General features: G+C 59.0%; 25 protein-coding genes and 1 tRNA gene. 2 read left to right on the plus strand and 24 right to left on the minus strand.

Annotation, left to right across the window (positions count from 1 at the left end; genetic code table 11):
• Nucleotides 1-27 precede the first annotated feature (27 nt).
• The 22 genes from AB4P90_RS22800 to AB4P90_RS22905 form a co-directional block, all read right to left on the minus strand.
• A complete protein-coding gene (locus AB4P90_RS22800) occupies nt 28-1,575 on the minus strand; it encodes an MDR family MFS transporter (protein WP_395605390.1) in 1,548 nt (515 codons plus the stop codon).
• The gene (locus AB4P90_RS22805; protein WP_395605391.1) at nt 1,568-2,740 is read right to left on the minus strand and encodes an HlyD family secretion protein; all 1,173 of its coding nucleotides are present in this window, start codon (nt 2,738-2,740) and stop codon (nt 1,568-1,570) included. The genes AB4P90_RS22800 and AB4P90_RS22805 overlap by 8 nt, the downstream gene beginning before the upstream one ends.
• Nucleotides 2,737-4,239 (minus strand): efflux transporter outer membrane subunit, encoded by a 1,503-nt coding sequence (locus tag AB4P90_RS22810; protein WP_395605392.1) that lies wholly within the window; start codon nt 4,237-4,239, stop codon nt 2,737-2,739. The genes AB4P90_RS22805 and AB4P90_RS22810 overlap by 4 nt, the downstream gene beginning before the upstream one ends.
• A 210-nt stretch (nt 4,240-4,449) precedes the next feature.
• The gene (locus AB4P90_RS22815) at nt 4,450-5,190 is read right to left on the minus strand and encodes a helix-turn-helix domain-containing protein (RefSeq protein ID WP_014719710.1); all 741 of its coding nucleotides are present in this window, start codon (nt 5,188-5,190) and stop codon (nt 4,450-4,452) included.
• 1 nt (nt 5,191) lies between these two features.
• Complete coding sequence (leuA, locus tag AB4P90_RS22820; protein WP_038451337.1) at nt 5,192-6,886, minus strand: 2-isopropylmalate synthase; 1,695 nt, start codon at nt 6,884-6,886, stop codon at nt 5,192-5,194.
• A 583-nt stretch (nt 6,887-7,469) separates the two neighbouring features.
• Nucleotides 7,470-7,545 (minus strand) — tRNA-Lys (locus tag AB4P90_RS22825).
• Nucleotides 7,546-7,668: 123 nt separating this feature from the next.
• Complete coding sequence (gene queE, locus AB4P90_RS22830) at nt 7,669-8,316, minus strand: 7-carboxy-7-deazaguanine synthase QueE (RefSeq protein WP_014719712.1); 648 nt, start codon at nt 8,314-8,316, stop codon at nt 7,669-7,671.
• Between the two features lie 164 nt (nt 8,317-8,480).
• Nucleotides 8,481-9,311 carry a tol-pal system protein YbgF gene (gene ybgF / locus AB4P90_RS22835; protein WP_014719713.1) on the minus strand — a complete coding sequence of 277 codons (831 nt, stop codon included), beginning with the start codon at nt 9,309-9,311 and terminating at the stop codon, nt 8,481-8,483.
• Nucleotides 9,312-9,317: 6 nt separating this feature from the next.
• A complete protein-coding gene (gene pal / locus AB4P90_RS22840; RefSeq protein WP_003193861.1) occupies nt 9,318-9,818 on the minus strand; it encodes a peptidoglycan-associated lipoprotein Pal in 501 nt (166 codons plus the stop codon).
• 55 nt (nt 9,819-9,873) lie between these two features.
• A complete protein-coding gene (gene tolB / locus AB4P90_RS22845) occupies nt 9,874-11,154 on the minus strand; it encodes a Tol-Pal system beta propeller repeat protein TolB (protein ID WP_032874245.1) in 1,281 nt (426 codons plus the stop codon).
• 17 nt (nt 11,155-11,171) lie between these two features.
• Complete coding sequence (gene tolA / locus AB4P90_RS22850) at nt 11,172-12,245, minus strand: cell envelope integrity protein TolA (protein ID WP_003193863.1); 1,074 nt, start codon at nt 12,243-12,245, stop codon at nt 11,172-11,174.
• Nucleotides 12,245-12,697, minus strand: coding sequence for a protein TolR (gene tolR / locus AB4P90_RS22855; RefSeq protein ID WP_161793227.1), 453 nt, complete (start codon nt 12,695-12,697; stop codon nt 12,245-12,247). Before tolR ends, tolA begins: the two co-directional genes overlap by 1 nt.
• A 23-nt stretch (nt 12,698-12,720) precedes the next feature.
• Entirely contained in the window at nt 12,721-13,416 is a 696-nt protein-coding gene (tolQ, locus tag AB4P90_RS22860) for a protein TolQ (RefSeq protein ID WP_003193865.1), read from the minus strand.
• A gap of 1 nt (nt 13,417) precedes the next feature.
• Nucleotides 13,418-13,873, minus strand: coding sequence for a tol-pal system-associated acyl-CoA thioesterase (gene ybgC / locus AB4P90_RS22865; RefSeq protein WP_395605393.1), 456 nt, complete (start codon nt 13,871-13,873; stop codon nt 13,418-13,420).
• A 139-nt stretch (nt 13,874-14,012) separates the two neighbouring features.
• On the minus strand, nt 14,013-15,071 hold the full coding sequence (gene ruvB, locus AB4P90_RS22870) for a Holliday junction branch migration DNA helicase RuvB (RefSeq protein WP_003193867.1): 1,059 nt from the start codon (nt 15,069-15,071) through the stop codon (nt 14,013-14,015).
• On the minus strand, nt 15,072-15,683 hold the full coding sequence (ruvA, locus tag AB4P90_RS22875) for a Holliday junction branch migration protein RuvA (protein ID WP_003193868.1): 612 nt from the start codon (nt 15,681-15,683) through the stop codon (nt 15,072-15,074).
• Between the two features lie 70 nt (nt 15,684-15,753).
• Nucleotides 15,754-16,278 carry a crossover junction endodeoxyribonuclease RuvC gene (gene ruvC / locus AB4P90_RS22880; protein WP_019821257.1) on the minus strand — a complete coding sequence of 175 codons (525 nt, stop codon included), beginning with the start codon at nt 16,276-16,278 and terminating at the stop codon, nt 15,754-15,756.
• Between the two features lie 171 nt (nt 16,279-16,449).
• Nucleotides 16,450-17,196, minus strand: coding sequence for a YebC/PmpR family DNA-binding transcriptional regulator (locus AB4P90_RS22885; protein ID WP_003193870.1), 747 nt, complete (start codon nt 17,194-17,196; stop codon nt 16,450-16,452).
• 135 nt (nt 17,197-17,331) lie between these two features.
• Nucleotides 17,332-19,107, minus strand: a complete 1,776-nt coding sequence (aspS, locus tag AB4P90_RS22890) for an aspartate--tRNA ligase (protein WP_014719716.1) — start codon at nt 19,105-19,107, stop codon at nt 17,332-17,334.
• A 108-nt stretch (nt 19,108-19,215) separates the two neighbouring features.
• Nucleotides 19,216-19,437 (minus strand): FmdB family zinc ribbon protein, encoded by a 222-nt coding sequence (locus tag AB4P90_RS22895; RefSeq protein WP_003193872.1) that lies wholly within the window; start codon nt 19,435-19,437, stop codon nt 19,216-19,218.
• 162 nt (nt 19,438-19,599) lie between these two features.
• Nucleotides 19,600-19,953, minus strand: a complete 354-nt coding sequence (locus tag AB4P90_RS22900) for a ribbon-helix-helix domain-containing protein (protein WP_019821251.1) — start codon at nt 19,951-19,953, stop codon at nt 19,600-19,602.
• Between the two features lie 181 nt (nt 19,954-20,134).
• Complete coding sequence (locus AB4P90_RS22905) at nt 20,135-20,608, minus strand: Dps family protein (RefSeq protein WP_003193874.1); 474 nt, start codon at nt 20,606-20,608, stop codon at nt 20,135-20,137.
• A gap of 427 nt (nt 20,609-21,035) precedes the next feature.
• Between AB4P90_RS22905 and AB4P90_RS22910 the strand changes: the two genes are divergently transcribed.
• Complete coding sequence (locus tag AB4P90_RS22910) at nt 21,036-21,638, plus strand: cold-shock protein (protein WP_003193875.1); 603 nt, start codon at nt 21,036-21,038, stop codon at nt 21,636-21,638.
• Nucleotides 21,639-21,711: 73 nt separating this feature from the next.
• On the opposite strand, the gene AB4P90_RS22915 is transcribed toward AB4P90_RS22910, so the two are convergent.
• Together AB4P90_RS22915 and AB4P90_RS22920 are read right to left on the minus strand one after the other, a co-directional pair.
• Nucleotides 21,712-21,918 carry a SlyX family protein gene (locus tag AB4P90_RS22915; RefSeq protein WP_005790924.1) on the minus strand — a complete coding sequence of 69 codons (207 nt, stop codon included), beginning with the start codon at nt 21,916-21,918 and terminating at the stop codon, nt 21,712-21,714.
• A 3-nt stretch (nt 21,919-21,921) separates the two neighbouring features.
• The gene (locus tag AB4P90_RS22920; protein WP_020302709.1) at nt 21,922-22,347 is read right to left on the minus strand and encodes an HIT domain-containing protein; all 426 of its coding nucleotides are present in this window, start codon (nt 22,345-22,347) and stop codon (nt 21,922-21,924) included.
• Nucleotides 22,348-23,087: 740 nt separating this feature from the next.
• Here AB4P90_RS22920 and AB4P90_RS22925 point away from each other — a divergent pair.
• Entirely contained in the window at nt 23,088-24,386 is a 1,299-nt protein-coding gene (locus AB4P90_RS22925) for an OprD family porin (RefSeq protein ID WP_014719719.1), read from the plus strand.
• Nucleotides 24,387-24,519 lie beyond the last annotated feature (133 nt).

Consider the following 24,519-nt stretch of genomic DNA (forward strand, 5'->3'; position numbering starts at 1 on the left):
TACAAGTTCAACACCTGCTTGGCGTGGTTATCCGCTCTTGGCTGACTGCCGTAATGCCAAGGCTGCTACCCCGCACACGATCAACGCAATACAGGACACATAAAACGCATCGCTGTAGGCCATCAGGTACGCCTCACGACGCACGGTGTGGATCAAGCCCTCAAGGACCTGCTGTTGAGCGGGTAATAGCTGGTTGAAGATAAAAGCCTCGCTGTCAGCCATGCTGGCGCGCAGGCGCTCCTGAAAGGACGGGGAAAACAGCGTGATCGACTCCCCTACCCGCTCAGAGTGAAAGCGCTCGCGCATGGCCACGATCTGCGTCAAGCCCGCGGTACCCACGGCACCACCCAGGTTGCGCAGCATGGAGAACAAGGCCGAGGCGGAGCCGGCTTCATCTTTGGCCAGGCCAGACACCGCGAGCACGGAAAGCGCCACCATGATCAGCGGCTGCCCGATGCCCCGTACCACGGTGGACGGAATAATCACGTTGGCGGCGCTGTCCACGTCCAGGTGCGCGCCGAGGTAGCACCCCAGGGCCATAATGAAAAAGCCACTGGCGACCATCAGTTTCGGGTTGAGCCACTTCATCAGGCGCGGCATGAACGGCGCCAGTACCAGCTGCACCATGCCGTAGGCGATCAGGCTGATGCCAATCTCCCGGGCGTTGTAGCCCTGCAGTTGGGACAGGTAATTGGGCACCAGGAACACCAGGCCGAAAGTCGCCCCGCCAAAGATGAACATCGCTGCGCTGGCCACGCCGAAGTTGTAGCTCTTGAGCAGGCGCAGGTTGATGAAGGAGCGACTGCCATACAACTGCGACAGCACGAAGTACACCAGGGCCACGCCGGCCACCAGTGACATCCACACAATGAAATCGGAGCCAAACCAGTCCTTGCGGCCACCTTCTTCCAGCACAATCTGCAAGCCACCCAGGCCGACGATCATGGCGATGATCCCGCCCCAATCGCCGCGTTTGAGCAGGCTCAACTGCATGGGCTTGGCATCGATCGACCATGCCACCGCCAACAGCAAGAGAATGCCGGGGGCCAGTTGCAGGTAAAAGATCCAGCGCCAGGAATAGGCATCGGTCAGCCAGCCACCAATGGCCGGCCCGGCGGCCTGGGCGACGCTGTTGGACAGCGCGAACAAGGCCATGCCCATCGCGATCTTGCTGGGCGGCAGTTCAGTGATGATCAGCTGGAATGACAAGGGAATCAGCACTGCGCCGGCGGCGCCCTGGATCACCCGAATGATGATCATCACTTCCAGGTTGGGCGCCCAGGAGCAGGCAATGGACGCCACCAAAAACACAAACGAGCCCACGAGCATCACACGCCGCAGAGAGAACACCTGCACCAACCAGGCGGTCAGCGGGATCATCACGATTTCCGCGACCAGGTAGGCGGTGGAAATCCACGAGCCTTCTTCGAACGTCGCCCCCAGGGAGCCTTCGATCTCCGGCAGCGCGGCGCTGGTCACGTGCACGTTCATGCCGGCCATGAAACAACCGAACAGCCCACCGATCACGGCCACCCAGGCGCGAAAGGAGACGCTCTTTTCAGCCGCTTCAGTCATGTGCAGCGCCCTGCTTATCTGGGCGGGTGTCCACCGTGGTGATGACCGACATGCCCGGCAGGATAGGTCCGCCTTCGTCATGCTCATCAATGACGATTTTCACTGGAAAGCGTTGCACGATCTTGGTGAAGTTGCCGGTGGCGTTATCCGACGGCAACAGTGCGAACACCGCCCCAGAGCCTGGCGAGAAGCTCACCACATGGCCTTTGAGCTTGCGTCCCGAATAACTGTCGACGCTGATATCCACCGGTTGGCCGGCACGCATATCGCGCAATTGGGTTTCTTTGTAGTTGGCCACGACGTAAGCCTGTTGCAAGGGCACCACCGCCAGCAGCGGCAACCCTGGCGCGACGTATTGGCGGGTACGCACTTTGCGCTGCCCCACCACACCGTCAATGGGTGAGCGGATCAAGGTGTCTTCCAGGGCATGCGTCGCCAGGTTCAACTGCGCCTCAGCCTGGCTGCGCCGGGCTATCTGTTGCTGGAGCGAGGCCTGGGCCCATTGACGGCGGGTGACGGCCACGGTCAAGCGGGTTTCCTGCTGGCGTTGCATGGCCTTGGCCATTTCCACTGCGGCACTGGCCTGGGTGTAACTGGCGGCGGCCGTTTCCAAGCGCTGGGCGCTGGCGGCGTGTTCGCGCACCAAGCCTTCATAGCGGCGCTGGTCCAGGCTTGCGCGGCGCAATTCGGCGGCCACGCTGCGGGCGTGGGCCTCGGCCTGGGCAACGCCGGCCTTTTGCTGGGCGATCAGGCTGTCGGTGACGTGCAGGTTGGCCTCTTGCGCCGCCACCGAGGCTTGGCTTTCGGCCAGTTGTGCGCGGGCCTGTGCCAAGCGGGCCTGGTAGTCACGGGCCTCGATGCGCACCAGCACGTCCCCTGCCTTGACCGGCTGATCATCCTCTACCATGACCTCGGCCACATAGCCTGAGACCTTCGGGCTGATGGGAATCCAGTCGGCCCGCACATAGGCATCATCGGTCTGCTCCAGGTAGCGGCCGACGGTCATACAATACACGCCGAACACCACCGCCGCGATCAACAGCGCGGCGCCGCCCAGCAGGATCAGGTTCCTTTTTCGCCGTTGCTTACGCGCATGCATGAGTTGCTCGAGCACATTCTCCTGCTCGTCCTGGACTGCAGTTTTTTCATCAACGGCGATATTCATGGCTGGGTACCGGAAGAAGGGATGGACGCATGGGTGGGCGCAGCGGCCGGGGTTTCGACGGCGCCGGACTGCCAACCGCCCCCAAGGGCACGGAACAGGCCGATCTGGCGTTGCAGTAACTGGCCATCGGCGTCGGCGCGCGTGGCCTGCAAGCGGATCAGTTCTCGCTCACTGTCCAGCACGTCGAGAAAGTCGATAGAACCTGCGTCATAGTTGAATTGGGCCAACTTGTAGGCTTGGCGGCTGCTGTCCAGCGCCCGGCTCAAGGCCGCGTGGCGTTGCCGCTCGCCGTCGTACAACGCCAGGGCCTGGCGCACCTCCTTGAGGGCCTTGAGGACGCTGGCCTCGAACTGTGCGACCTCCACCTGCTCGAGTGCCCGTGCCTGCTTGACTAGCGCGCGGTTGGCCTGCCAATTAGGGAACTGCCAGGTAATCAGCGGGCCGATGCCGAACATCACCGCACGGCTGTCCCCCAGCTCATGAGGTTTGTTGGCCGAGGAGGACACTGAAGCACCGAACGTCACCTTGGGGTACAGGTCGGCCTGGACAATATCCACTTGCAGCGTGGCCGCCTGCAACGCGCGCTCGGCCTGCCGGACGTCAGGGCGGCGTGCCAATAATTGCCAGCCATCGCCCACCGGTAACTCGGCATTGAGTTGTGGCACCACTTCACACGTTGCGGCGCCAGAGCCTTGTTCAAGATCAGCGACGCCCGTCAGCATGGCCAATTCGTAGAGCGCGGCTTGTCGACGCGCCTCCAACATCGGCAGCAGCGCCTGGGTTTCGCCTTGCAGGGCTTGCATGCGGCTGTATTCAAGGTCTGTCACCACACCGGCCTGGCGCTGGCGATCGGTCAACGCCAGGCTATGCGCGACCACGTCCAACGAATGGCGCTGGACCTTGGCACGCGCGCCCAGGGCGCAGGCGTTCACATAGGCGCGAGTGGTTTGCGCCACGACCGTGATGCGCAGCAAGTCCTCGGCAGCCTGCGCCGCTGCGGCTTGCACCTGGGCTCGTTCAATGGTGCGCTGAACCTGGCCCCACACATCCACTTGATAAGCCAGCTCGAAGCCTGGGTTGAATGCCCACTCTGACGGCGCATGGCTACCGGTGGCCTTGGCCAGGGTCTGGTCATCGGCGGTCTTGCCGTAAGCGGCGCCCAGTGACGCCTGGGTGGACGGCCAGCGCTCGGCATCGGCCTGCTGGATCCCGGCCAGCATCGCCTGCACATGGGCCTGGGCCGCCGCGAGGTCGCGGTTGTGCAGCAGGGCCTTTTGCACCAGCGCGTCGAGTTGCGGATCGTTGTACAACTGCCACCAGCGCTCAGGTAACGCTTGGGCCGAGACACCTCGGGGCAGGTGACTCAGGGCATTGATGCGTTCCGGATGTGGCTGTGCCGGTGTATGGGCGACCCAGGACGAACAACCCGCCAATAACGCCACCGCCATGCCAAGCAGCGAAAGACGGCAATGCCGTGGGAAAAGAGAAGGCGAACCCATCGAAGAAATCCAGAATGCCAAGTAGAGACGCAGGGTAAGAGAGCAACCGGTTGCGCATCTCCCGAGTTCCAGACAACCATCGTTTCGATTGGGACAATGTGCCGGCGCGCCCTCTGCGCCGCAGGCTCCATACACCAGGCACAGGTAAACATGGCCCTGCCTGGAGGCGGGGCCATGTTCAAAAGGAGGTGGTGCTATCGCCAGGTAGATTCAGACCAAGCGACAGTTACTCGGGGTGTAGCCCATGGTGCGTTTGAACATCGCGGTAAATGCACTCGGACTCTGGTAACCGTGCTCCAATGCCACTTCCAGGATGGAAGCGCCACTGGCAAGCCGCTGCATGCTGAGCAGCAGCCGCGTGCGCTTGCGCCACTCGCCGTAACTCATGCCCAACTCTTTCTGGAACAGCCGAGCCAGGGTGCGTGAACTCATATTGAGCTGCACCGCCCAACTCTCCAGTTTCGACTCCTGAGAAGGGTTGTCGATAAAGTCCGCACACAGTGACTTGAGCCTCGGCTCGTCCGGTATCGGCACGTGAGCCAGCACCCTTTGCGCACGGTCAAGTTCCGAGAAAATCAGCTCCACAATCTGCACATGACGCAACGACGCCGCCTGGCTGTCAGGCTCATCGCCCGCAGCCACAATCAGCTCGCGCAACAAGGGTGAAACCCTGATGACCTCGCATTCCTCCGTCAAACGACGGTGCGCTCCCGGCGAGATCAACAAAGTGCGCATGCGCACTTCGCCGGTCATGCGGATCTGATGCTCCAAACCTGAAGGCACCCACAGCGCATGCCCGGAAGGTACCACCCAGGTGGTCTCCTCCACCGACACAAGCATCACACCGTTGATGGCGTAGACCAGTTGGCCTTCGTCATGTCGATGCGAGGCCACGATGTCACCGTGGCCATAATTACCGGCAAGTGCCGCCAATGCGGTATGCGCGTTCATCTCAGGACGGCACCGCAGCATTCACCAGGCTGAGCAAGCCCAGGCGCGATGCACGATTGACCGCACTGGTGACCGCTTTGAGGGAAGCGAGCAGGCTACTGCCATCACGAGCGGCGCCGAACAGCAACTGGTTGCCCACGCGAATTTCCACATAGGCCAACGCCTCAGCCTGGGCACCGTCACGGGTGGCATGTTCGTGGTAATCGGCGATATCAAAATGAATGCCACGTTGGGCAAACGCATCGACCAGCGCCGCAAGCGGGCCGTTGCCCTCGCCACTCAAGTCGATGCGCTGTGTGCCTTGTTCAAGGGTGGCCTCCAGGTAAGTCACATCGCCCTCGCTCACCAGTTTGGGGGCTCGTAACGCGTAAGGCTTGCCCTGCTCCAGGTAATGCCGGGTGAAGCAGGCAAGGATCATCTCGCCACTGATTTCCTGGCCGGAGCCATCCGCTTCCTGTTGTACCAGGCTGCTGAACTCCATCTGCAAGCGACGCGGCATCACAATGCCGTGCTGCTCCAACAGATAGGCCACGCCCCCCTTGCCCGACTGGCTGTTTACGCGAATTACCGCTTCATAGCTACGGCCCATATCGGCAGGATCGATAGGCAGGTACGGTACTTCCCACATGCCCTGTGGATTGGCCTGGCGCGCCGCAAAGCCTTTCTTGATCGCGTCCTGGTGCGAGCCGGAGAATGCGGTAAACACCAACTCACCGGCGTAAGGGTGACGAGGATGGGTCGGCAACTGATTGCAGAATTCCACCTCACGCTGGACGTGCAGGATGTCGGAGAAATCCAACTGCGGATCGATGCCGCTGGTGTAGAGGTTCATCGCCAACGTGAGGATATCTACGTTGCCAGTGCGCTCACCGTTACCGAACAACGTGCCCTCGACACGCTCGGCACCAGCCAGGCACGCCTGCTCCGCGGTGGAGACCCCAGTGCCCCGATCATTGTGCGGATGCACGCTGATGACCACACTGTCCCGGCGACTGAAGTGCCGGCAGAACCATTCGATCTGGTCGGCGAAGACATTGGCGGTAGACACCTCCACAGTGGTAGGCAGATTCAGGATCATCTTGTTACTCGGGGTCGGGCCGAACGTATCTGTCACCGCTTCACACACCTGCAGTGCAAAATCCAGCTCGGTGAAGCAAAAGGTTTCCGGGGAATACTGGAACGTCCACTGCGTATCGGGGTTTGCGTCCATGTGCTGCTTGATCTCCCGAGTTGCCTGGGTAGCAATCTCGATGCAGCCCGCCTTGTCCACATTGAAGACAACGTCCCGGAACACCGGCGCCGTCGCATTGTAAACATGCACGATGGCGCGAGGCGCGCCCTTCAACGCCTCAAACGTGCGCTCGATGAGGTGGCTGCGCGCCTGGGTCATGACCTGAATCGTCACATCATCAGGAATCGCACCGCTTTCAATCAGCTCACGGACATAGTCAAAGTCGGTCTGCGAAGCGGCAGGAAAGCCCACCTCGATCTGCTTGAAACCGACCTTCACCAGCAAATCGAAGAAACGCCGCTTGCGCTCGGCATTCATCGGCTCGATCAACGCCTGGTTGCCATCGCGCATATCCACACTGCACCAGGTAGGAGCGGCAACCTGGACAGTACTGGGCCATGTGCGATCCGGCAGGTTGACCGTGGTGAAGTGGCGATATTTGCGGGAAGGGTCCTTGAGCATCATGGCGTTTCTCCTTTTTCAGCAGTTTGTTTGTGTCAGACACACCGTCGGCGATGCCGACTGATTGGATCCAATACTAAACGAACATAGTTTGATACAAATTGCGTTGTTGAGTTTGTGGAATAAGAAAAACCAAAAAAAACCCAAGCAGACTGAAAAAACCAAAAAAAATTGCGCAAAGGCATGAAAGTCAACAATCGAAGACTTAAAAGCACGAGTTACCGGCAAGGAGCCAGGGAAAACATTTCTGCCGGCAAAAAAAAACCGAGAGCCTTACTGGTGTGAGGCTCTCGGGATTTCTAAACACACGTGATTTGATACCTGTGGGTTACGCACAGGACGGGACAGGTCACCGTGAATCAAGGTCGGTCCTTTTTATTTTTCTTTATTCATATCAGCCGATTAGCTGAGCCCTTTTCTATAGTTCGCTCTTTCAAAGTACTGACAGGACTTTTTTTTTGGACGAGAGCGGGAATCTGAGCAAGGGACGGCTCACCGTCCAGTCGGTGATGCCAAATAACAGGCAAAAAAAAACCCGGAAATCCTCACTTGCGTGGGCCTTCCGGATTTTCTAAACCGCCAAAAATGGTGGGTCGTGTGGGATTCGAACCTACGACCAATTGGTTAAAAGCCAACTGCTCTACCAACTGAGCTAACGACCCGCTGTGTGGTGGCGCGTATAATACTGATTTCTAAGGATTATTCAACACCTTATTTTAAATAAATCAGAAAAAACGCATTTGAACGGTAATTCGGTGGGTAGAACGCCTCTCGCAGCCGCCTGATCAGCGCCCTGGCTCGTCGTTCCACAGGTACTTGTGCAGCTGCAATTGCAGGCGCACCGGCAAATTGTCCGCCACTACCCAGTCGGCCAGGTCGCGGGCGTTCAGGTCGTGATGGCTGGGCGAGAACAGCACCTCGCCCGCACGACGCTCCAGGCCATACTGGATCAGCTTGGAGGTGGCCCAGTCGTAATCGTCGCGAGAACAGATGACGAACTTGACCTGATCGTTGGCCGTCAGCAAGTCGATGTTCTCGTAGCGGTTGCGGTGGGCTTCCTTGGAGTCCGGGGTCTTGAGGTCGACTACTCGGCTGACACGCGGGTCGACCGCAGAGATGTCCAGGGCGCCGCTGGTTTCCAGTGAGACCTCGTAGCCGGCGTCACACAGCCGCTTGAGCAATGGGATGGCATTGGGTTGCGCCAATGGCTCACCGCCCGTCACGCAGACGTAGCGCGGCCGGTAGCCGGCAACCTGTTCCAGGATGTCGTCGAGGGTGCGTACGGTACCGCCGCTGAAGGCGTAGGCGCTGTCGCAGTATTGGCAGCGCAATGGGCAGCCCGTCAACCGTACAAAGACAGTGGGCAGGCCAGCAGTGCGCGTTTCACCCTGCAACGAGTAAAAGACTTCGGTAATACGTAATGTGTCTTGCATAGTCGCCACGGGCGTAACAGCTAAACAGGCTGTCCGCCTCCGTCAGGCACTTCAAGGGATTGCGCCAACGCGTCAACACCAGGAAGCGTGTTTCATAAAAGGGCGTGGATTCTAACGAAAAAACCCGCGACAAGCGCGGGTTTCTTCTAAACGGGCTGCACTGCTTACAAGCGTTGCAGGTCCCGTTGGGCCAACTGAGCCGCGGAGGTACCCGGGTACTGGGCAACCACCTGCTGCAGAATGCCTTTGACCTTGTCGGTATGACCCAGGCGGCGTTCTACATCAGCGAGTTTGTACAGCGAATCCGGCACCTTGGCGTGCTTGGGGTACAGCTGGCTGACCTTGGCAAAAGCCTGGCCCGCGCCCTGCAAATCACCCTTTGCCAGGTTGACCTCACCCAACCAGTACTGGGCATTGCCCGCGTACTGGCTGTTGGGGTACTTGCGCAGGAAAGCGGTGAAGGCCTGACTGGCCTTATCGAAATCCTTGGCCTTGATCAGGTCGAAGGCTGCATCGTAATACAGTTTTTCCTTCGCCGGATCACCCGGTTCACTGCTGGCGGCAGGGGCAGCCGCGGCGGCCCCTGCTGCTGCGCCACCGGCAGCGGCGCTTGGCGCGCCACCGGCAGCAGAATTATCAGGAGTAGCGGCAGGTGCAACACCGGCTCCAATACGACGATCAAGATCCTGGTAACGCTCCAGGCCTTCTTGCTTGAGCTGGTTCACCTGGTTCTGCAGCACTTCAATGGCGCCTTGTTGCTGGGCCAATTGATCCTGCATGCGTTGCAGCTGGTTGAACAGCTCGCCCTGTGCCGAGGGAGCGGACGTAGCCGCTCCCCCCGCATAGGCGCCGTTCGTGCCATAACCTGCTGGCGGATAACTGCTCCCGCTATTGTTATAGCCTGAGTTGCTATCCGTTACAGGAACCGCAGCCCACACCGCAAGCGGTGCGAAGCTGAGAGCCAATACAGTCAGAGCACGACGGCACGTTCGCATGACGAATTACTTACGCAGTTCGACGCGACGGTTCTGAGCCCACGACTGTTCGTCGTTGCCAGTTGCAACTGGACGCTCTTTACCGTAGGAAACCAGTTCCAGTTGGCCTGGAGCAACACCTTGCAGTACCAGGTAGCGCTGAACGGCTTTCGCACGACGCTCGCCCAGTGCCATGTTGTACTCACGAGTACCACGGGCGTCAGTGTTACCTTCCAGAACAACGCGAGCGCCGTTAGCTTTCAGGTCCTTGGCGTGAACGTCCAGAGCGCGCATGGCTTCTGGCTTCAGGTCCGAACTGTCGTATTCGAAGTAGAAAGTGGTGATTGCGCGCAGAGCAGCTTCTTCGCTCAGGGAGCCGTCGACCGCACCAGTGTTGGCGCCGTAACCAGCGTTTGGATCAACAGCTGCGCCTTCACCGGCATTGTCGCCGCCTTTAGAGGAGCAACCAACGGCTACGGACAGAGCCAGAGCCAGAGCAGCAAACTTACCAAACTTCAGCATTTCCATCGTGAAACTCCTAATGAACCCCAGTGTGTTAAGTACTTCTTTTTGTAGCGCCGCGTCAGTTCAGGTAAGGGGACCAGGATGGTTCTCTGACTTCGCCTTGTGCGGTAGGAAGTGGGAGCCTTACGCGTCCATTGATGGACACGAGCATCAAGACTCCCCGGCCCTGCTGGCGGGTGGCGTAGATTACCATGGTGCCGTTGGGCGCAACAGTGGCTGACTCATCAAGGTTGGTATCTGTAAGGATTTTTACGGTTCCGCGCTGCAAATCCTGGGCCGCAACCCGGAAATTAGTGAAACCATCCTGACGGTGAATCATCACCAACGTCTTTTCATCGGCCGAAAGCTTGGGGTTGGCGTTGTAGTTACCAATAAAGGTCACACGTTCCGCACCGCCGCCGTTCACATTTGCCTTGTAGACCTGAGGCTTGCCGCCACGGTCGGAGGTGAAGTAGATGGTCGAACCATCCTTACCCCAGAACGGTTCGGTGTTGATGCCCGGGCCGCTGGTCACACGCGAGAGTTGACGCGAGGCCATGTTCATCACGTAGATATCCGGGTTACCGTCCTTGGACAGCACGAAAGCCAGGCGCGAACCATCCGGCGACCAGGCTGGCGCACCGTTGAGGCCTTCGAAGTTGGTGATCTGCTCACGACGGCCAGTATCGATGTGCTGCACAAAGATGCGCGGACGACGCTGTTCGAACGATACGTAGGCAATACGCTTGCCATCCGGCGCGAAGCGCGGCGACAGGATTGGCTCACGGGACTGCAGCAAGGTCACTGCACGTGCACCGTCGTAGTCCGAGCGCTGCAGGGTGTAGCGGGTGTTGTCTACCGAGAAGCGCTCAGCGGTGACGTACAACAGGCGCGTCGAGAACGCCCCTTTGATACCGGTGAGTTTCTCAAACGACTGGTCCGAGATGTAGTGGGCCATGTCGCGCAGTTGCTCGGCGGTACCCGATACGCTGCCGGTCAACACCTGCTGCTCGGTGGCCACGTTGAACAACGTGTACTGGATCTGCAGGCGACCGCCGGCCGGCGTGATGCTGCCGACCATCAGGTACTGGGCACCGACGGCCTTCCAGTCACGGAAGATGACTTCGCTGGCCTGGGTTGGCTGGCTGATCATGTTGCCTTTTGGAATTGGCGCGTAGTAACCGGAGTTACGCAGGTCGTCGCTGACGATCTGGGCCATGTCGTCCGGCAGCACGCTGCCGCCCTGCCAACCGAACGGAACTACCGCAATCGGTGTGGCCCGATCACTGCCGCTGGTAACCAGGATGTTCTTTTCATCCGCCGCCGCTATCCCTGCCATACAGCAAATAACGACAAGCATTCCTCGAAGAAGGTTTCTCACAAGGCTAGATCCTCAGGTGTGAATGTCATCTTGAATGAACGATAGGGAGCGAAGTCACTTGGTTTCATTCCCTGCATCTCGGTCAACCGGCCAATATTCTTGACCGCGGCAACCGCCGAACTGTCGAACGAACCGTCACCACTGGACTTGGCCACGCTGACCGAAGTCACCGTACCGTCCGGCAACATGCCGATCTGCAGCACTACTGTCATGCCTTTACGTGCCGAAGGTGGACGTGTCCAGCCTTCCGCTGCCCGCGCCCGAATCAGGTCGTCGAAACTGCCCGCGACTTCATCGCCACGCTCATCGGCCAAGGCTTGCTGACGCTGCGGCGTGTCGGAAAGCAAATCTGCCAGGGCCTGGGCCTTTTTCTCTTCGGCGGATTTGCGTGCTGCTTCCTGGGCCTTCTTCTTGGAGGCGTCGGCGGCAGCTTTCTTCTTCGCTTCGTCGGCGACTTTCTTCTTCGCCTCGTCTGCTTCAGCTTTTTTCTTGGCGTCTTCGGCGGCTTTCTTCTTCGCGTCTTCGACTATCTTTTTCTTGGCTTCTTCAGCGGCCTTTTTCTTGGCCTCTTCTTCGGCAGCCTTTTTGGCTTCTTCTTCCGATTTCTTCTTGGCTATATCAGCCAATTGTTTCTCTTCGGCCTTTTTGGCTTCGGCAGCTTTCTCGGCTTTCTTGGCTTCATCAGCCTTTTTCGCCTCGTCGGCTTTCTTGGCTTCGTCAGCCTTTTTCGATTCCTCGGCCTTTTGAGCCGCCTCTTCTTTCTTTTGTTCCGCAGCAGCCTTCACCGCTTCCTGCTCGACCTTCTTCTGTTCCATCTGCTCGACTTCAGTCTGGCGCGCAGCCGACTTCTGGGCCTCACCCGCAATCTTCTGATTGGTCTGGGTGGTGGCCTGACTTTTCGATTTCAGCTGATACAGGGTCGCCTGCACGATCGGCTTGGCTGGCGGCAGGTCCGGGGTCATGGCAAAGCTGACAAACAGCATGCCGAACACCAGGACGTGCAGGGCTATTGCCCACACGCCAGGCCAGAAGTAGCTTTCCGAGGCGGACGGCTCTCGCTGTTGCTGCATCAGGGCGCCTCGGTAATCAAGCCAACGTTACCGACGCCGGCCTTCTGCAGCCCGCCCATGGCGCCCATGACGGAGCCGTAGTCGACCGATTTGTCACCCCGGATAAACACCTGGGTGTGCTTGCCGCCTTCGTTGCCGGAGCGAATGATCTTGGTCACAGCATCGGTCATGGCCGGCAACGTCAGGGCCTTGTCCTGCTGCTTTTGCGTGTCGACTTCGCTGCCAAGGTTCCAGTAATAGGTCTTGTCAGCCTTGATCGAAATGGTCAGGACCTGAGTGTTGTTGTCCTGCGGCAAGGCTTCACTGGAAACCTTGGGCAGATCAACCTTCACGCCCTGGTTGAGCATCGGCGCGGTCACCATGAAGATCACCAGCAGCACCAGCATCACGTCGATGTAAGGCACTACGTTCATCTCGGCGACCGGCTTGCGCTTTTTGCGAGCTCGAGCGATTAAAGCCATTGGGAATTACCTGCTTATTCTTCGCTGGTGTGCACTTTACGGTGCAGGATCGCCTGGAATTCATCGGCGAAGGTGTAGTAACGGCCGATCAAGGTTTCGCTGGTTGCGGCGAAACGGTTGTAGGCGATTACTGCGGGGATAGCGGCGAACAGGCCGATCGCGGTGGCGATCAGGGCTTCGGCAATACCCGGGGCCACGGTGGCCAGTGTGGCTTGCTGCGCCTGGGCCAGGCCGCGGAAGGAGTTCATGATCCCCCATACGGTACCGAACAGGCCGATATACGGGCTGACGGAACCCACGGTGGCGAGGAACGGCAGGCCCTGCTCAAGCTTCTCTTCTTCGCGGGAGATGGCCACGCGCATGGCACGGGCCACACCTTCCATCACCGCTTCAGGATCGACACCCGGCTGCTGGCGCAGGCGCGAGAACTCCTTGAAGCCGGCACGAAAGATCTGCTCGACGCCCGAATCCGGGTCCGGGTTGCTGCCGGCCTGGCGGTACAGTTTGGACAGGTCGATACCCGACCAGAAGCGCTCTTCAAAGCTCTCCAGGGCACGTCGACCGGCGCGCAACATGTTGCTGCGCTGAAAAATCATGACCCAAGAGGTAACCGATGCGGCTACCAGGGTCAGCATGACCAGTTGAACCACGACACTGGCATTGCTGACCAGGCTCCACATGGAGGAATGGTCGACGACGGTAGGTTCCACGCTAAATCTCCTGCTTTGATTGTTGACCCGCGCCGCTCACGGCGGCAAAGGCCGCGCGTAGAGTTTCGGGAATGGCCCGAGGTTTCAAGCTGTTGGTGCGCACACACGCCACCAGGAACTGCCCCTCACAGAGCAGCGTTGCATCCGTGGCCCGCCTGACCTGCTGTTTGAAACGCAGGCTGGCACGGTTCAATTCGATGACTTCAGCGCTGACCAGCAACTCATCGTCCAGTCGCGCCGGCGCGAAATACCGCGCCTCGCTGGAATGCACGACGAATAACAGGTCCTCGCCTACAAGCTCGGATTGGGCAAAACCCAACTCCCGCAGCCGCTCGGTTCGAGCCCGTTCCATGAATTTCAGGTAATTGACGTAATAAACGATGCCGCCGGCATCGGTGTCCTCGTAATAAACGCGACAGCGATGTGCGAACGACTGATCCCCGTTTTGCGCGCGCATACTCTAGTGCTTACTCCTCAGGTTGCCAATTGGCTGGGCAACTGTTTTTTCATTCCTGAACGCTTTTGCAGTGAATCAAATGACGACGCCAGACACTGGGACAGCACAAAGCTCAGATAAATCGTCCGGCGTAAGCTTTTTAATCGTCTACCGCATCGAGGAATTCGTCTACCACGGGCATCTCTCCCAATCGTGACGGAATGTTTAGCCCAAAGTGCAGGTAAGCATGACGCGTCACCACCCTGCCCCGCGGGGTTCGCATGATGTAGCCCTGCTGAATCAGGTACGGTTCCAGCACATCCTCAATGGTATGGCGCTCTTCACTGATGGCTGCGGCTAGGCTGTCCACGCCGACCGGGCCACCGTCGAACTTCTCGATCATGGTCAAAAGTAGGCGTCGATCCTGGTGATCAAAACCATGTTCGTCCACATCCAGCAGGTTCAAGGCAAGGTCCGCCACGGCCTTGGTGATGTGGCCCTTGGCACGCACCTCGGCAAAGTCTCGCACGCGGCGCAGCAAACGGTTGGCAATTCGTGGCGTACCGCGAGCGCGTCGAGCGATTTCAAAGGCGCCTTCCGGGTCCAGGGGCAAGCCGAGGATACTCGCCGACCGGCTGACAATAGTCGCCAGATCGGCGGTGCTATAGAACTCTAGACGTTGAACAATGCCGAAACGGTCTCGCAGCGGGTTGGTCAGCATGCCCGCACGAGTGGTCGCGCCCACCAGGGTGAATGGCGGCAGGTCGAGCTTGATCGAGCGGGCCGCAGGGCCTTCGCCAATCATGATGTCGAGCTGAAAGTCCTCCATGGCCGGGTACAGCACTTCCTCGACAATCGGTGATAACCGATGGATCTCGTCGATAAACAGTACGTCATGGGGTTCAAGATTGGTCAGCAGCGCCGCCAGGTCTCCAGGACGCTCCAGCACGGGGCCGGAGGTGGACTTGATCGACACGCCCATTTCCTGGGCGATGATATTGGCCAGGGTGGTCTTGCCCAACCCGGGCGGGCCGAAGATCAAGGTGTGGTCCAGGGACTCACTGCGCCCGCGCGCGGCCTGGATAAACAACTCCATCTGTTCGCGCACGGTGGGCTGGCCGATGTATTCGGCCAGGCTCAACGGGCGGATGGCCCGGTCCTGGACTTCTTCACGGTCACGCGGGCCGGTGGCCGCGATCAGACGATCGGCTTCAATCACTTAAATCATTCCCTTCAGGGCACGGCGGATCATGTCTTCAGCGCTCAGGTTCTTGTCCTTGATGGCCGATACGGCCTTGCTGGCTTCCTGAGGCTTGTAGCCCAGGGAGATCAGCGCATTGACCGCATCGCTTTCGGCGCTGGCGACCTGGGCCGCCGGCATATCCGGCTGGTTCGGTACCAGGGCGAACATGCTCGGTACCACCTCCCAGGCTTTGAAGCGGTCCTTGAGCTCGACCAGCAAGCGCTCGGCAGTTTTCTTGCCGACGCCCGGCACCTTGGTCAGGGCCGAGGTATCCTGGGCCGATACAGCACGCACCAACTCATCCACTTCCAGGCTCGACATCAAGGCCAGGGCCAATTTGGGCCCCACGCCATTGAGACGAATCAGCTCGCGGAAGAAATCGCGGTCGCGCTTGCCGATGAAACCATAGAGTAGTTGCGCGTCTTCGCGCACCACTAAATGAGTGTGCAAGGTTATCGGCTCGCCGACCGACGGCAGGCGATACAAGGTGGTCATGGGCACTTCCAGCTCATAACCCAACCCATTCACATCCAGAATCAGGTGCGGCGGCTGTTTCTCAGCCAGGGTGCCGCGCAAGCGTCCAATCACGGTTCAGATCCTTAAAGCTGGGGGGTCAGATCGGAGCCTGACCGCAAAAATAACGATTGCGCTGATGCTATCAGAGACGCAGGCGCCCGCCACGACTACGTGCTGCGCCCAAGCCGTGAGGCAACAGGCTGGAGCGGGTATGGGCATGGCAAATGGCGATGGCCAAGGCATCCGAGGCGTCGATCTGTGGCTTTGACGTGAGCTTGAGCATGTGCATGACCATCATCTGCACCTGCTCCTTGTTGGCACCACCGGTACCGACCACGGCCTGCTTGACCTGGGTCGCGGTGTATTCAGCGATCTCCATGCCCTCCTCGGCACCCGCCACGATGGCGGCGCCACGGGCTTGGCCAAGCTTCAACGCCGAGTCGGCATTCTTGGCCATGAAGACTTTTTCGATGCCCATGGTGACCGGGCCGTAGGTCTGGATGACTTCACGAACGCCGCGATAGACGATCTGCAGCCGCTCGGCCAATTCCCCTGCGCCAGTGCGGATGCAGCCCGAGGCGACGTACACACAGCCGCGTGGGGTCTGCTGCACCACGCCAAATCCGGTGATGCGCGAACCGGGGTCGATACCTAGGATTAAAGTCATAACGCCTGCGGGTTGGATTTACAACGGTATGTGCCAGGCACACATTTGTGTAACAGCATAGAACCCCTGTGGGAGCTGGCTTGCCTGCGATGCGGGCACCTCGGTGCTTCTGTCAAGTCGAGGTGATGCTATCGCAGGCAAGCCAGCTCCCACAGTGGATATTCATCGTTCTTAAGTGAGCTGCTCGGCCACAGACTCAGGGATGTCGGCATTCGAATACACGTTCTGCACGTCATCCAGGTCTTCAAGCATGTCCAGCAGCTTCAGCACCTTCTGCGCACCGTCCAGGTCCAGTTCGGCACTGGTGGTCGGCAGCATCACGATTTCTGCGTCGGTGCCGTTGAAACCAGCGGCTTCCAGGGCGTTGCGCACGGCGTAGAAGCTGGCGAACGAGGTAAACACGTCGATGGAGCCGTCTTCGTTGGTCACGACGTCATCGGCATCCGCTTCCATTGCGGCTTCCATCAGCGCGTCTTCATCGGTGCCCGGTGCGAAGGTGATCTGCCCCTTGCGCTCGAACAGGTAGGCCACCGAACCATCCGTGCCGAGGTTGCCGCCGCACTTGCTGAACGCATGACGTACGGCTGCCGCGGTACGGTTGCGGTTGTCGGTCATGCATTCGACCATCACCGCCACGCCGCCCGGGCCGTAGCCTTCATAGGTCAGCTCGACCATATCGTCGGTGTCGGCCGCACCAGCACCACGGGCCACGGCGCGGTCGATGATGTCGCGGCTCATGTTGGCGCCCAGCGCCTTGTCCAGCGCCAGGCGCAGACGCGGGTTAGAGCCCGGGTCACCGCCACCCTGGCGGGCCGCGACGGTCAGTTCGCGAATCCACTTGGTGAAGATTTTGCCTTTCTTGGCATCCTGACGCTCTTTGCGGTGCTTGATGTTCGCCCACTTGGAATGGCCAGCCATAACACAACTCCGAATTCTTTAGAAACCTTATCAATCTCGCCCCAGGCGAGATTTCCCTCTTTTAAACGCAAAGGCGCATCCGAAGATGCGCCTTTTTGACTGCGTACAACCTTATCGCGCTTTCACGCTGCAGCCTTACTCAGCCTTCGGCGTCTCGCGCAGGCGGATGTGCAGCTCGCGCAAGGCCTTGGCATCCACCACACCCGGCGCCTGGGTCATGACGTCCGCAGCGCTCTGGGTTTTCGGGAAGGCGATCACTTCACGGATCGACTGGGCGCCGGTCATCAGCATCACCAGACGGTCCAGGCCGAACGCCAGGCCACCGTGCGGCGGCGCGCCGTATTTCAGGGCGTCGAGCAGGAAGCCGAATTTCTCTTCCTGTTCCGCTTCGTTGATGCCCAGCAGGCGGAAGACCGCTTGCTGCATCTCTTTGCGGTGGATACGGATCGAACCGCCACCCAGTTCAGTACCGTTCAACACCATGTCGTAGGCACGGGACAGCGCGCCTGCAGGGTTGGCTTCCAGCTCTTGAGGGGAGCACTTCGGTGCGGTGAACGGGTGGTGCAAGGCGCTGAAGCTGCCGTCGTCGTTCTCTTCGAACATCGGGAAGTCCACAACCCACATCGGCGCCCATTCGCAGGTCAGCAGGTTTAGGTCGTGGCCGAGTTTGATACGCAGCGCGCCCAGGGCCTCGCTGACGATCTTGGCCTTGTCGGCGCCGAAGAACACGATGTCGCCGTCAACCGCACCGACGCGATCAAGGATCGTGTTCAGGTTGGCTTCAGGGATGTTTTTCACGATCGGCGATTGCAGGCCGTCGACGCCGTTGGCGCGCTCGTTGACCTTGATGTACGCCAGGCCCTTGGCACCGTAGATGCCGACGAACTTGGTGTAGTCGTCGATCTGCTTGCGCGGCATGCTCGCGCCGCCAGGCACACGCAGGGCGGCGATGCGGCATTTAGGATCGTTGGCCGGGCCGCTGAACACCTTGAAGTCGACGTCCTTGAGCTGGTCGGCCACGTCCACCAGTTCCAGCGGGTTACGCAGGTCTGGCTTGTCGGAACCGTAGCGGCGCATGGCTTCTTCGAAAGTCATGTGCGGGAATTCGCCGAACTCCAGGCCCAGCACTTCCTTGAACAGGTTGCGGATCATCTGCTCGGTCAGGCCCATGATCTCTTTTTCATCGAGGAAGCTGGTCTCGATGTCGATCTGGGTGAATTCCGGCTGGCGGTCAGCGCGCAGGTCTTCGTCACGGAAGCACTTGGCGATCTGGTAGTAGCGGTCGAAACCGGCCACCATCAGCAGTTGCTTGAACAGCTGCGGCGATTGCGGCAAGGCGAAGAAGCTGCCGGCATGGGTACGGCTCGGTACCAGGTAGTCACGCGCGCCTTCCGGGGTGGCCCGGGTGAGGATCGGCGTTTCGACGTCCAGGAAGCCGTTTTCATCCAGGAAGCGGCGGATGCTGGTGGTCATGCGCGAACGCAGGCGCAGCTTCTCGGCCATTTCCGGACGACGCAAGTCCAGGAAGCGGTAGCGCAGGCGGGTTTCTTCGCCCACATCGGAGTATTCGTTGAGTGGGAACGGTGGGGTTTCCGACTCGTTCAGCACTTCCAGCTCATAGCCCAGTACTTCGATGCCGCCGGACGCCATGTTCTTGTTCACGGCACCGGCCGGACGCAGGCGTACCTTGCCGGTGATCTTGACGACGTATTCGCTGCGCACGCGGTCGGCGGCTGCAAAACTCTCGGCGCGGTCCGGGTCGAACACCACCTGGGCCAGACCATCACGGTCACGGATATCGAGGAAGATCACCCCGCCGTGGTCGCGGCGACGGTGAACCCATCCGCAAAGGGTGATTTCCTGACCTTCCAGGGTCTCGTTCAGTTGGCCGCAATAGTGGCTGCGCATCATGGTCGTGGTTTCACTTCTCGTAATTCGAAATTCGGTGGCAGGCCCGCCTCGTCACCGTACATTAAAGCAGGGGACGGATAATGCAGGAGCCTGCGCGTAGAGTTCAACTCAGTCTGCTTTGTCGCCGCCCGCTAGGTTCTTCTTGGCGCCGGTCTTGAAATCGGTCTCGTACCAGCCGCTGCCGCTCAGACGGAAGCCCGGCATGGACAACATCTTCTTCAACTCAGGTGCCTGGCAGGCAGGGCAATCGACCAGCGGCGCGGCGCTGATCTTCTGAATGGCTTCCAACTGATGACCACAGGAAGCGCATTGATAGTCGTACATGGGCATGGAGATGTCTCGGCGATCAGATCGTTACAGCGCCACGCCCTGCCCTGTGCTTAAAGCCCGGCATGCGCAGCAAAGCGCGGGATTATATCTGGTAAATCAACACAGCGCAGCCGGCTTTGTGCCCAGGGCCCGGCCCGCCGGGATGACGGACCGACCACCGCACTACTGCGCGAGCGTGTCCGCGGACGTGAGGGCGTCCCGGCCTTTGAGCACATGGACCACGCACACCACCCTCACCAGCCCACTGAAGTTCTTCACGCCTCCGTAACGCAAATGCACTTCCCGATCGACGTAGGACAACAATGCACTGACCGAACAGGTATTGAGCCTGGCGATTTCCGTCAGGATGTTCCAATAGATCTGTTCAAGCCGCAGGCAGGTAGAAAACCCATTGAGCCTGACCGACCGGGACAGCGGCTTGGCCAGCCCCATATCAAAACCCTTGGCAAAAGGGTCGACCTTTATCTTGTGAAAACCACAGGTTTCCATCACTCCCTTACCCACTCCACGTGACATACAGCTGACACTCCATTGCCAAACAACAGCCAACAGGTTTCTCCCATTGGACGATGGGCCTATAAAACAGCAGCCAGCACAGAGCAGCCAGAAGACGGGGAGTTGTTAGTCGTAGGACAACGCCAGGAAGCGCAGGGAAACCAGCAGGCGGCGCCCAAAAGGCGCCGCCAGGGTTCGACGATTACTGGTTTTCAAGCAGGGAGCGCAGCATCCACGCGGTTTTCTCGTGAACCTGCATACGCTGGGTCAAGAGGTCCGCCGTCGGCTCATCACTGACTTTGTCGAGCAATGGGAAGATGCCCCGCGCGGTACGCGTGACTGCTTCCTGGCCGGCGACCAACTGCTTGATCATCTCTTCGGCGCTCGGCACACCCTCTTCTTCCTTGATGGAAGACAGGCGGGCGTAAATCGAATAGGCACCCGGCGCCGGGAAGCCCAGGGCACGGATACGCTCAGCAATGGAGTCCACTGCCAGCGCCAGCTCGTTGTACTGCTCTTCGAACATCAGGTGCAGCGTACGAAACATGGGGCCTGTGACGTTCCAATGGAAATTGTGGGTCTTCAGATACAGAACATAGGTATCGGAGAGCAGGCGGGAAAGTCCGTCGACGATGGATTTACGGTCTTCTTCACTGATACCAATATCGATTGCCATGTGTTTCCCCTTCAATTGACGAGCATTCATTGATCAGGTGCAGCTCCACTCTAGCAAGAGAGTGCGCCACGTGCAGCCCGACACACTCGGACGGCATGCGGCAAATCGCCCCGCACCGCCTGCGAGATCTGAGTTGGCAAGCCTGTTTACCTGTAGGAAGGGTCTTGGCTGCCACTGAAAAAATCCCGCACCTGTCTAGGACAAGCGTTTGACGCAGAAATGCCGTGACCGTGGCAACACCCCGAAATGCTTGATTTGAGTAGGCACAGCCTTTGCTGTTAAATAGACGCGGTGTGGCTGCCGTTTATTCCTGCGGCACGTCACATAGGCTGATACCCGCGCACGTGCTCAACGCCTCCCATTGTTCAGAAGCGAACCGTGCCAGTCAGCTCTTCCTTGTGATCCGTCTTAACGTGAGTTAACCAAAATGTTGAAAATCGTCCACCTGCTAACGGGCGTTGCAGCGTTGCTGCTGTCCTTTATTCCGAGCCTGCAGCCTGAAAGCCTGCCCTACCTGGAACAACACGACGCCCTGTACCTGGCCTTGTTCGGCCTTCTTAACCTGACGCTCGCACCGGTAATCCCTTACTGGAACAAAGGCACGCGTCATCAACTGCAAAACCTGGTCAGTGCGCTGCTGGTGCTGACTGTTGTCGTACAAACCCTTACCCTCCTGGCGCCCATGCCTGAAGTCGGGGGCCATCCGGCCATCCTGCTCAGCCTGGTGATTGCTGTGGTCGCCATCGTTCTTCACCTGGCCATCAGCTTCTACCGCTCGTCTCCAGCGGCCGCGTCGCAAAACTATGACATGACCAACCGGGATACCGGGACCGTCAAGTGGTTCAACACCTCCAAGGGCTTCGGCTTCATTTCCCGCGATTCGGGCGACGATATCTTCGTCCACTTCCGAGCCATTCGTGGCGAAGGCCATCGCGTACTGGTCGAAGGCCAGCGCGTGGAATTCTCGGTGATGAACCGTGACAAGGGCCTGCAAGCCGAAGACGTCATCGCTGCCCTGCCGCGTCGCTGATTCCCCAGCTTTCGCAGCAAAAAAAACCGCGATCCAGCCTTGGCTGGGTCGCGGTTTTTTATTGCGTGCGCAGTCAATAGTGGGGCGGCGGCGCTTCTTCTTCGGATGACTCGAATTGCCCGCCCATTTCTTCCTGGCGCTTGAGCAGTGCAGTCATCTGCAATTGCAGGCGTTCGACGGCCCGCTGCTGGGTGACCAGAATGTCATTGAGGGTTTCAATGGTGTCGTCCTGGAAGGCCAGGCGGCTTTCCAGGTCGGTGACGCGTTCTTGCAGGTCCATGGTTCAGTCCTGGGTAAAGATGAAGTCGGCAGGCAATAGCTCACGCAATCGGCTGCGAATCGCGGCCACCTGCTCTTCGGTATAGGGCTGGGCCGGGTGCTTGCCCCACACGGGGGCTGGCCAGGCGGCGTCGTCGCGCTTGCGCACAATCACATGCACATGCAACTGGCTGACCACGTTACCCAACGCGCCGATGTTCATTTTGTCGGCCGCCAAGCCCTCGTTGAGCAGCTGCGCCAAGGCTGTCGTTTCTTGCCACAAGGTTTGTTGATCGGCGACATCCAGTTGAAACACTTCGCTGATACCGTCGATGCGTGGCACCAGAATGAACCAGGGGTAATTGGCGTCATTGGACAGCAGCAGGCGACAGAGCGGGAAGTCCCCAATGGCCAAGGTATCTTGTTGCAGGCGTTGATCTAAGGCGAACACGTGGCACTCCGTTCGGCAGGTCGGTAACAGGTGCCCAGCATACCTTCGAATGCCCAAGGCTTCACGGGCAATGCTGGCGGCCTTGAGGCAGCCGGGCAAAAAAATGCACCCTTTAGAGGCAGTAACTCAAGAGAGCAACGCTAGGCCGGGCCTCAACGGGATGCACCAAAATGACCCACCTGTGCCTCAAAGGGATCCGCCGATTACCCACTGATAAGGGTCAACCGGTAACGTTTTACCCAGGTACAGCATTCAGGTACCACCGAACCGGGGTAACACCCTGGCGTCAAGCCCAACCCAAATGGCGTAAACCCCCCGTGCTTATGCGGTTTTTACAGGTTCATCACACTTTTCACGAAAAAATGACATTCGGTCAGCGGTTTGAGCACGCTTGTTGCATCCACCTCCATATCGTCGGCAACGGCACCCGTCTGGACACAGGTGTTTCGCGATAAAAACAGTGGCGTTTCAATGTGTATCAGGGAAGTGTTCAAACTTTGAACGAAGTCTGAAAACAGCATTGAAGTTGTCAGCCTGGATACATTTTGGGCTGTGAATTTGCGACATGGATCTAGCGATTTACGACAGCCTCGTAAAGAAGCTGAAAGGATAGTTGAGTAAGTATCGTCAATAGGGTCTGCGTGAGCTAACTTTGCGCCGACACAAAAAGAAAGAGCCGCCCAGATAAAAATACAGGTGGGACGGCAGTACTCTTCCTAAAACCAAAGGAGCAAATCACGATGCGCGTGATGAAGTGGAGCATGATCGCCCTGGCTGTTTCAGCAGGCACCTCGCAGTTCGCAATGGCGTCCGCCCAGGACGATTCCAAGGGCTTTGTTGAAGACAGCACGTTCAGCATCAATACTCGCGCGCTGTACTTCAGCCGTGACTTTCGAAATGAGCCAGGGGGCGGTTACAGCACCGTCAACGGCAAGCGTAAAAGCCGTGCTGAAGAAACCGGCCTGGGCTTCAATGCCCTCTACGAGTCTGGCTTCACCCAGGGCACCATTGGTGTCGGTGTCGACGTGATCGGCCTGATGGGCGTCAAGCTCGACAGCGGCAAGGGCCGCGCCGGCACCGGCCTGTTCCCAACCGGTTCCGATGGTCGCTCGCAAGACGACTACTCCAAAGGCGGCGGCGCGGTGAAGTTCCGCATCTCCAACACAGTGCTGAAAATCGGTGACCAATACACCACAGCCCCAGTGTTTGCCTCCGACGACAGCCGCCTGCTGCCAGAGCTGCCGCAAGGTATCTCCATCACCAGCAACGAAATCAAGGGCCTGAAGCTTGAAGGCGGTCACTTCACTTCCAGCGTCGCGCAGAACCAGACCTACCACGACAGCCTGGGCCTGACCAAAACCGACTTTGTCGGCGGTGTGTATGCCTTCACTCCAGAAGTCACCGGCAGCCTGTACTACGCGAAAACCGAAGATTACTTCCGCAAGTACTACAGCAACCTGAACTGGACCCACGCCCTGAGCGATGATCAGTCGTTCGCCCTGGACTTCAACATCTACGACACCAAGAGCGACGGCGCCGGCCTGCAACGCGCAGAGAAAGATGGCGTGACCAAGCTCGACAACCGCGCCTTCAGCTTGCAGGGTGCGTACACCATCGGTGCTCACACCTTCACCCTGGCAGCCCAGAAAGTCACCGGTGACGGCGACTACGGTTACGGCGTAGACGGCGGCGGCACTGTGTTCCTGGCCAACTCCATCGCCCGTTCCGACTTCAACGCCGAAGGCGAAAAGTCCTACCAGGCGCGTTATGACATCAACATGGCGACCTTTGGCATTCCGGGCCTGAGCTTCATGACCCGTTACGTCACCGGTAGCGGCGCCAACACCGGCACCACCTCGAACGGCAAAGAGTGGGAACGCGACATCGAAGCCAAGTACGTGATCCAGAGCGGCCCGGCGAAAAACCTGAGCCTGCGCCTGCGTCAAGCGACTTACCGTTCCGGTGATGGCGTGTACTACGGTTCGCCGTCGATCGACGAGCTGCGTCTGATCGCCAACTACCCGCTGAACATCTTGTAATTGCCGGTTCAATTACAACGATGACTTGAGGCCTCGGCCTTAAACAAAAAGCCGCTCCTCTGTTTAAACAGGGAGCGGCTTTTTTATTGCAGTTTTACTTCAACCAACAAAACAACTAGCAAGCTAAGTAACT

The organism is Pseudomonas sp. B16120, assembly GCF_044218845.1.
GTDB lineage: Bacteria > Pseudomonadota > Gammaproteobacteria > Pseudomonadales > Pseudomonadaceae > Aquipseudomonas > Aquipseudomonas paracarnis.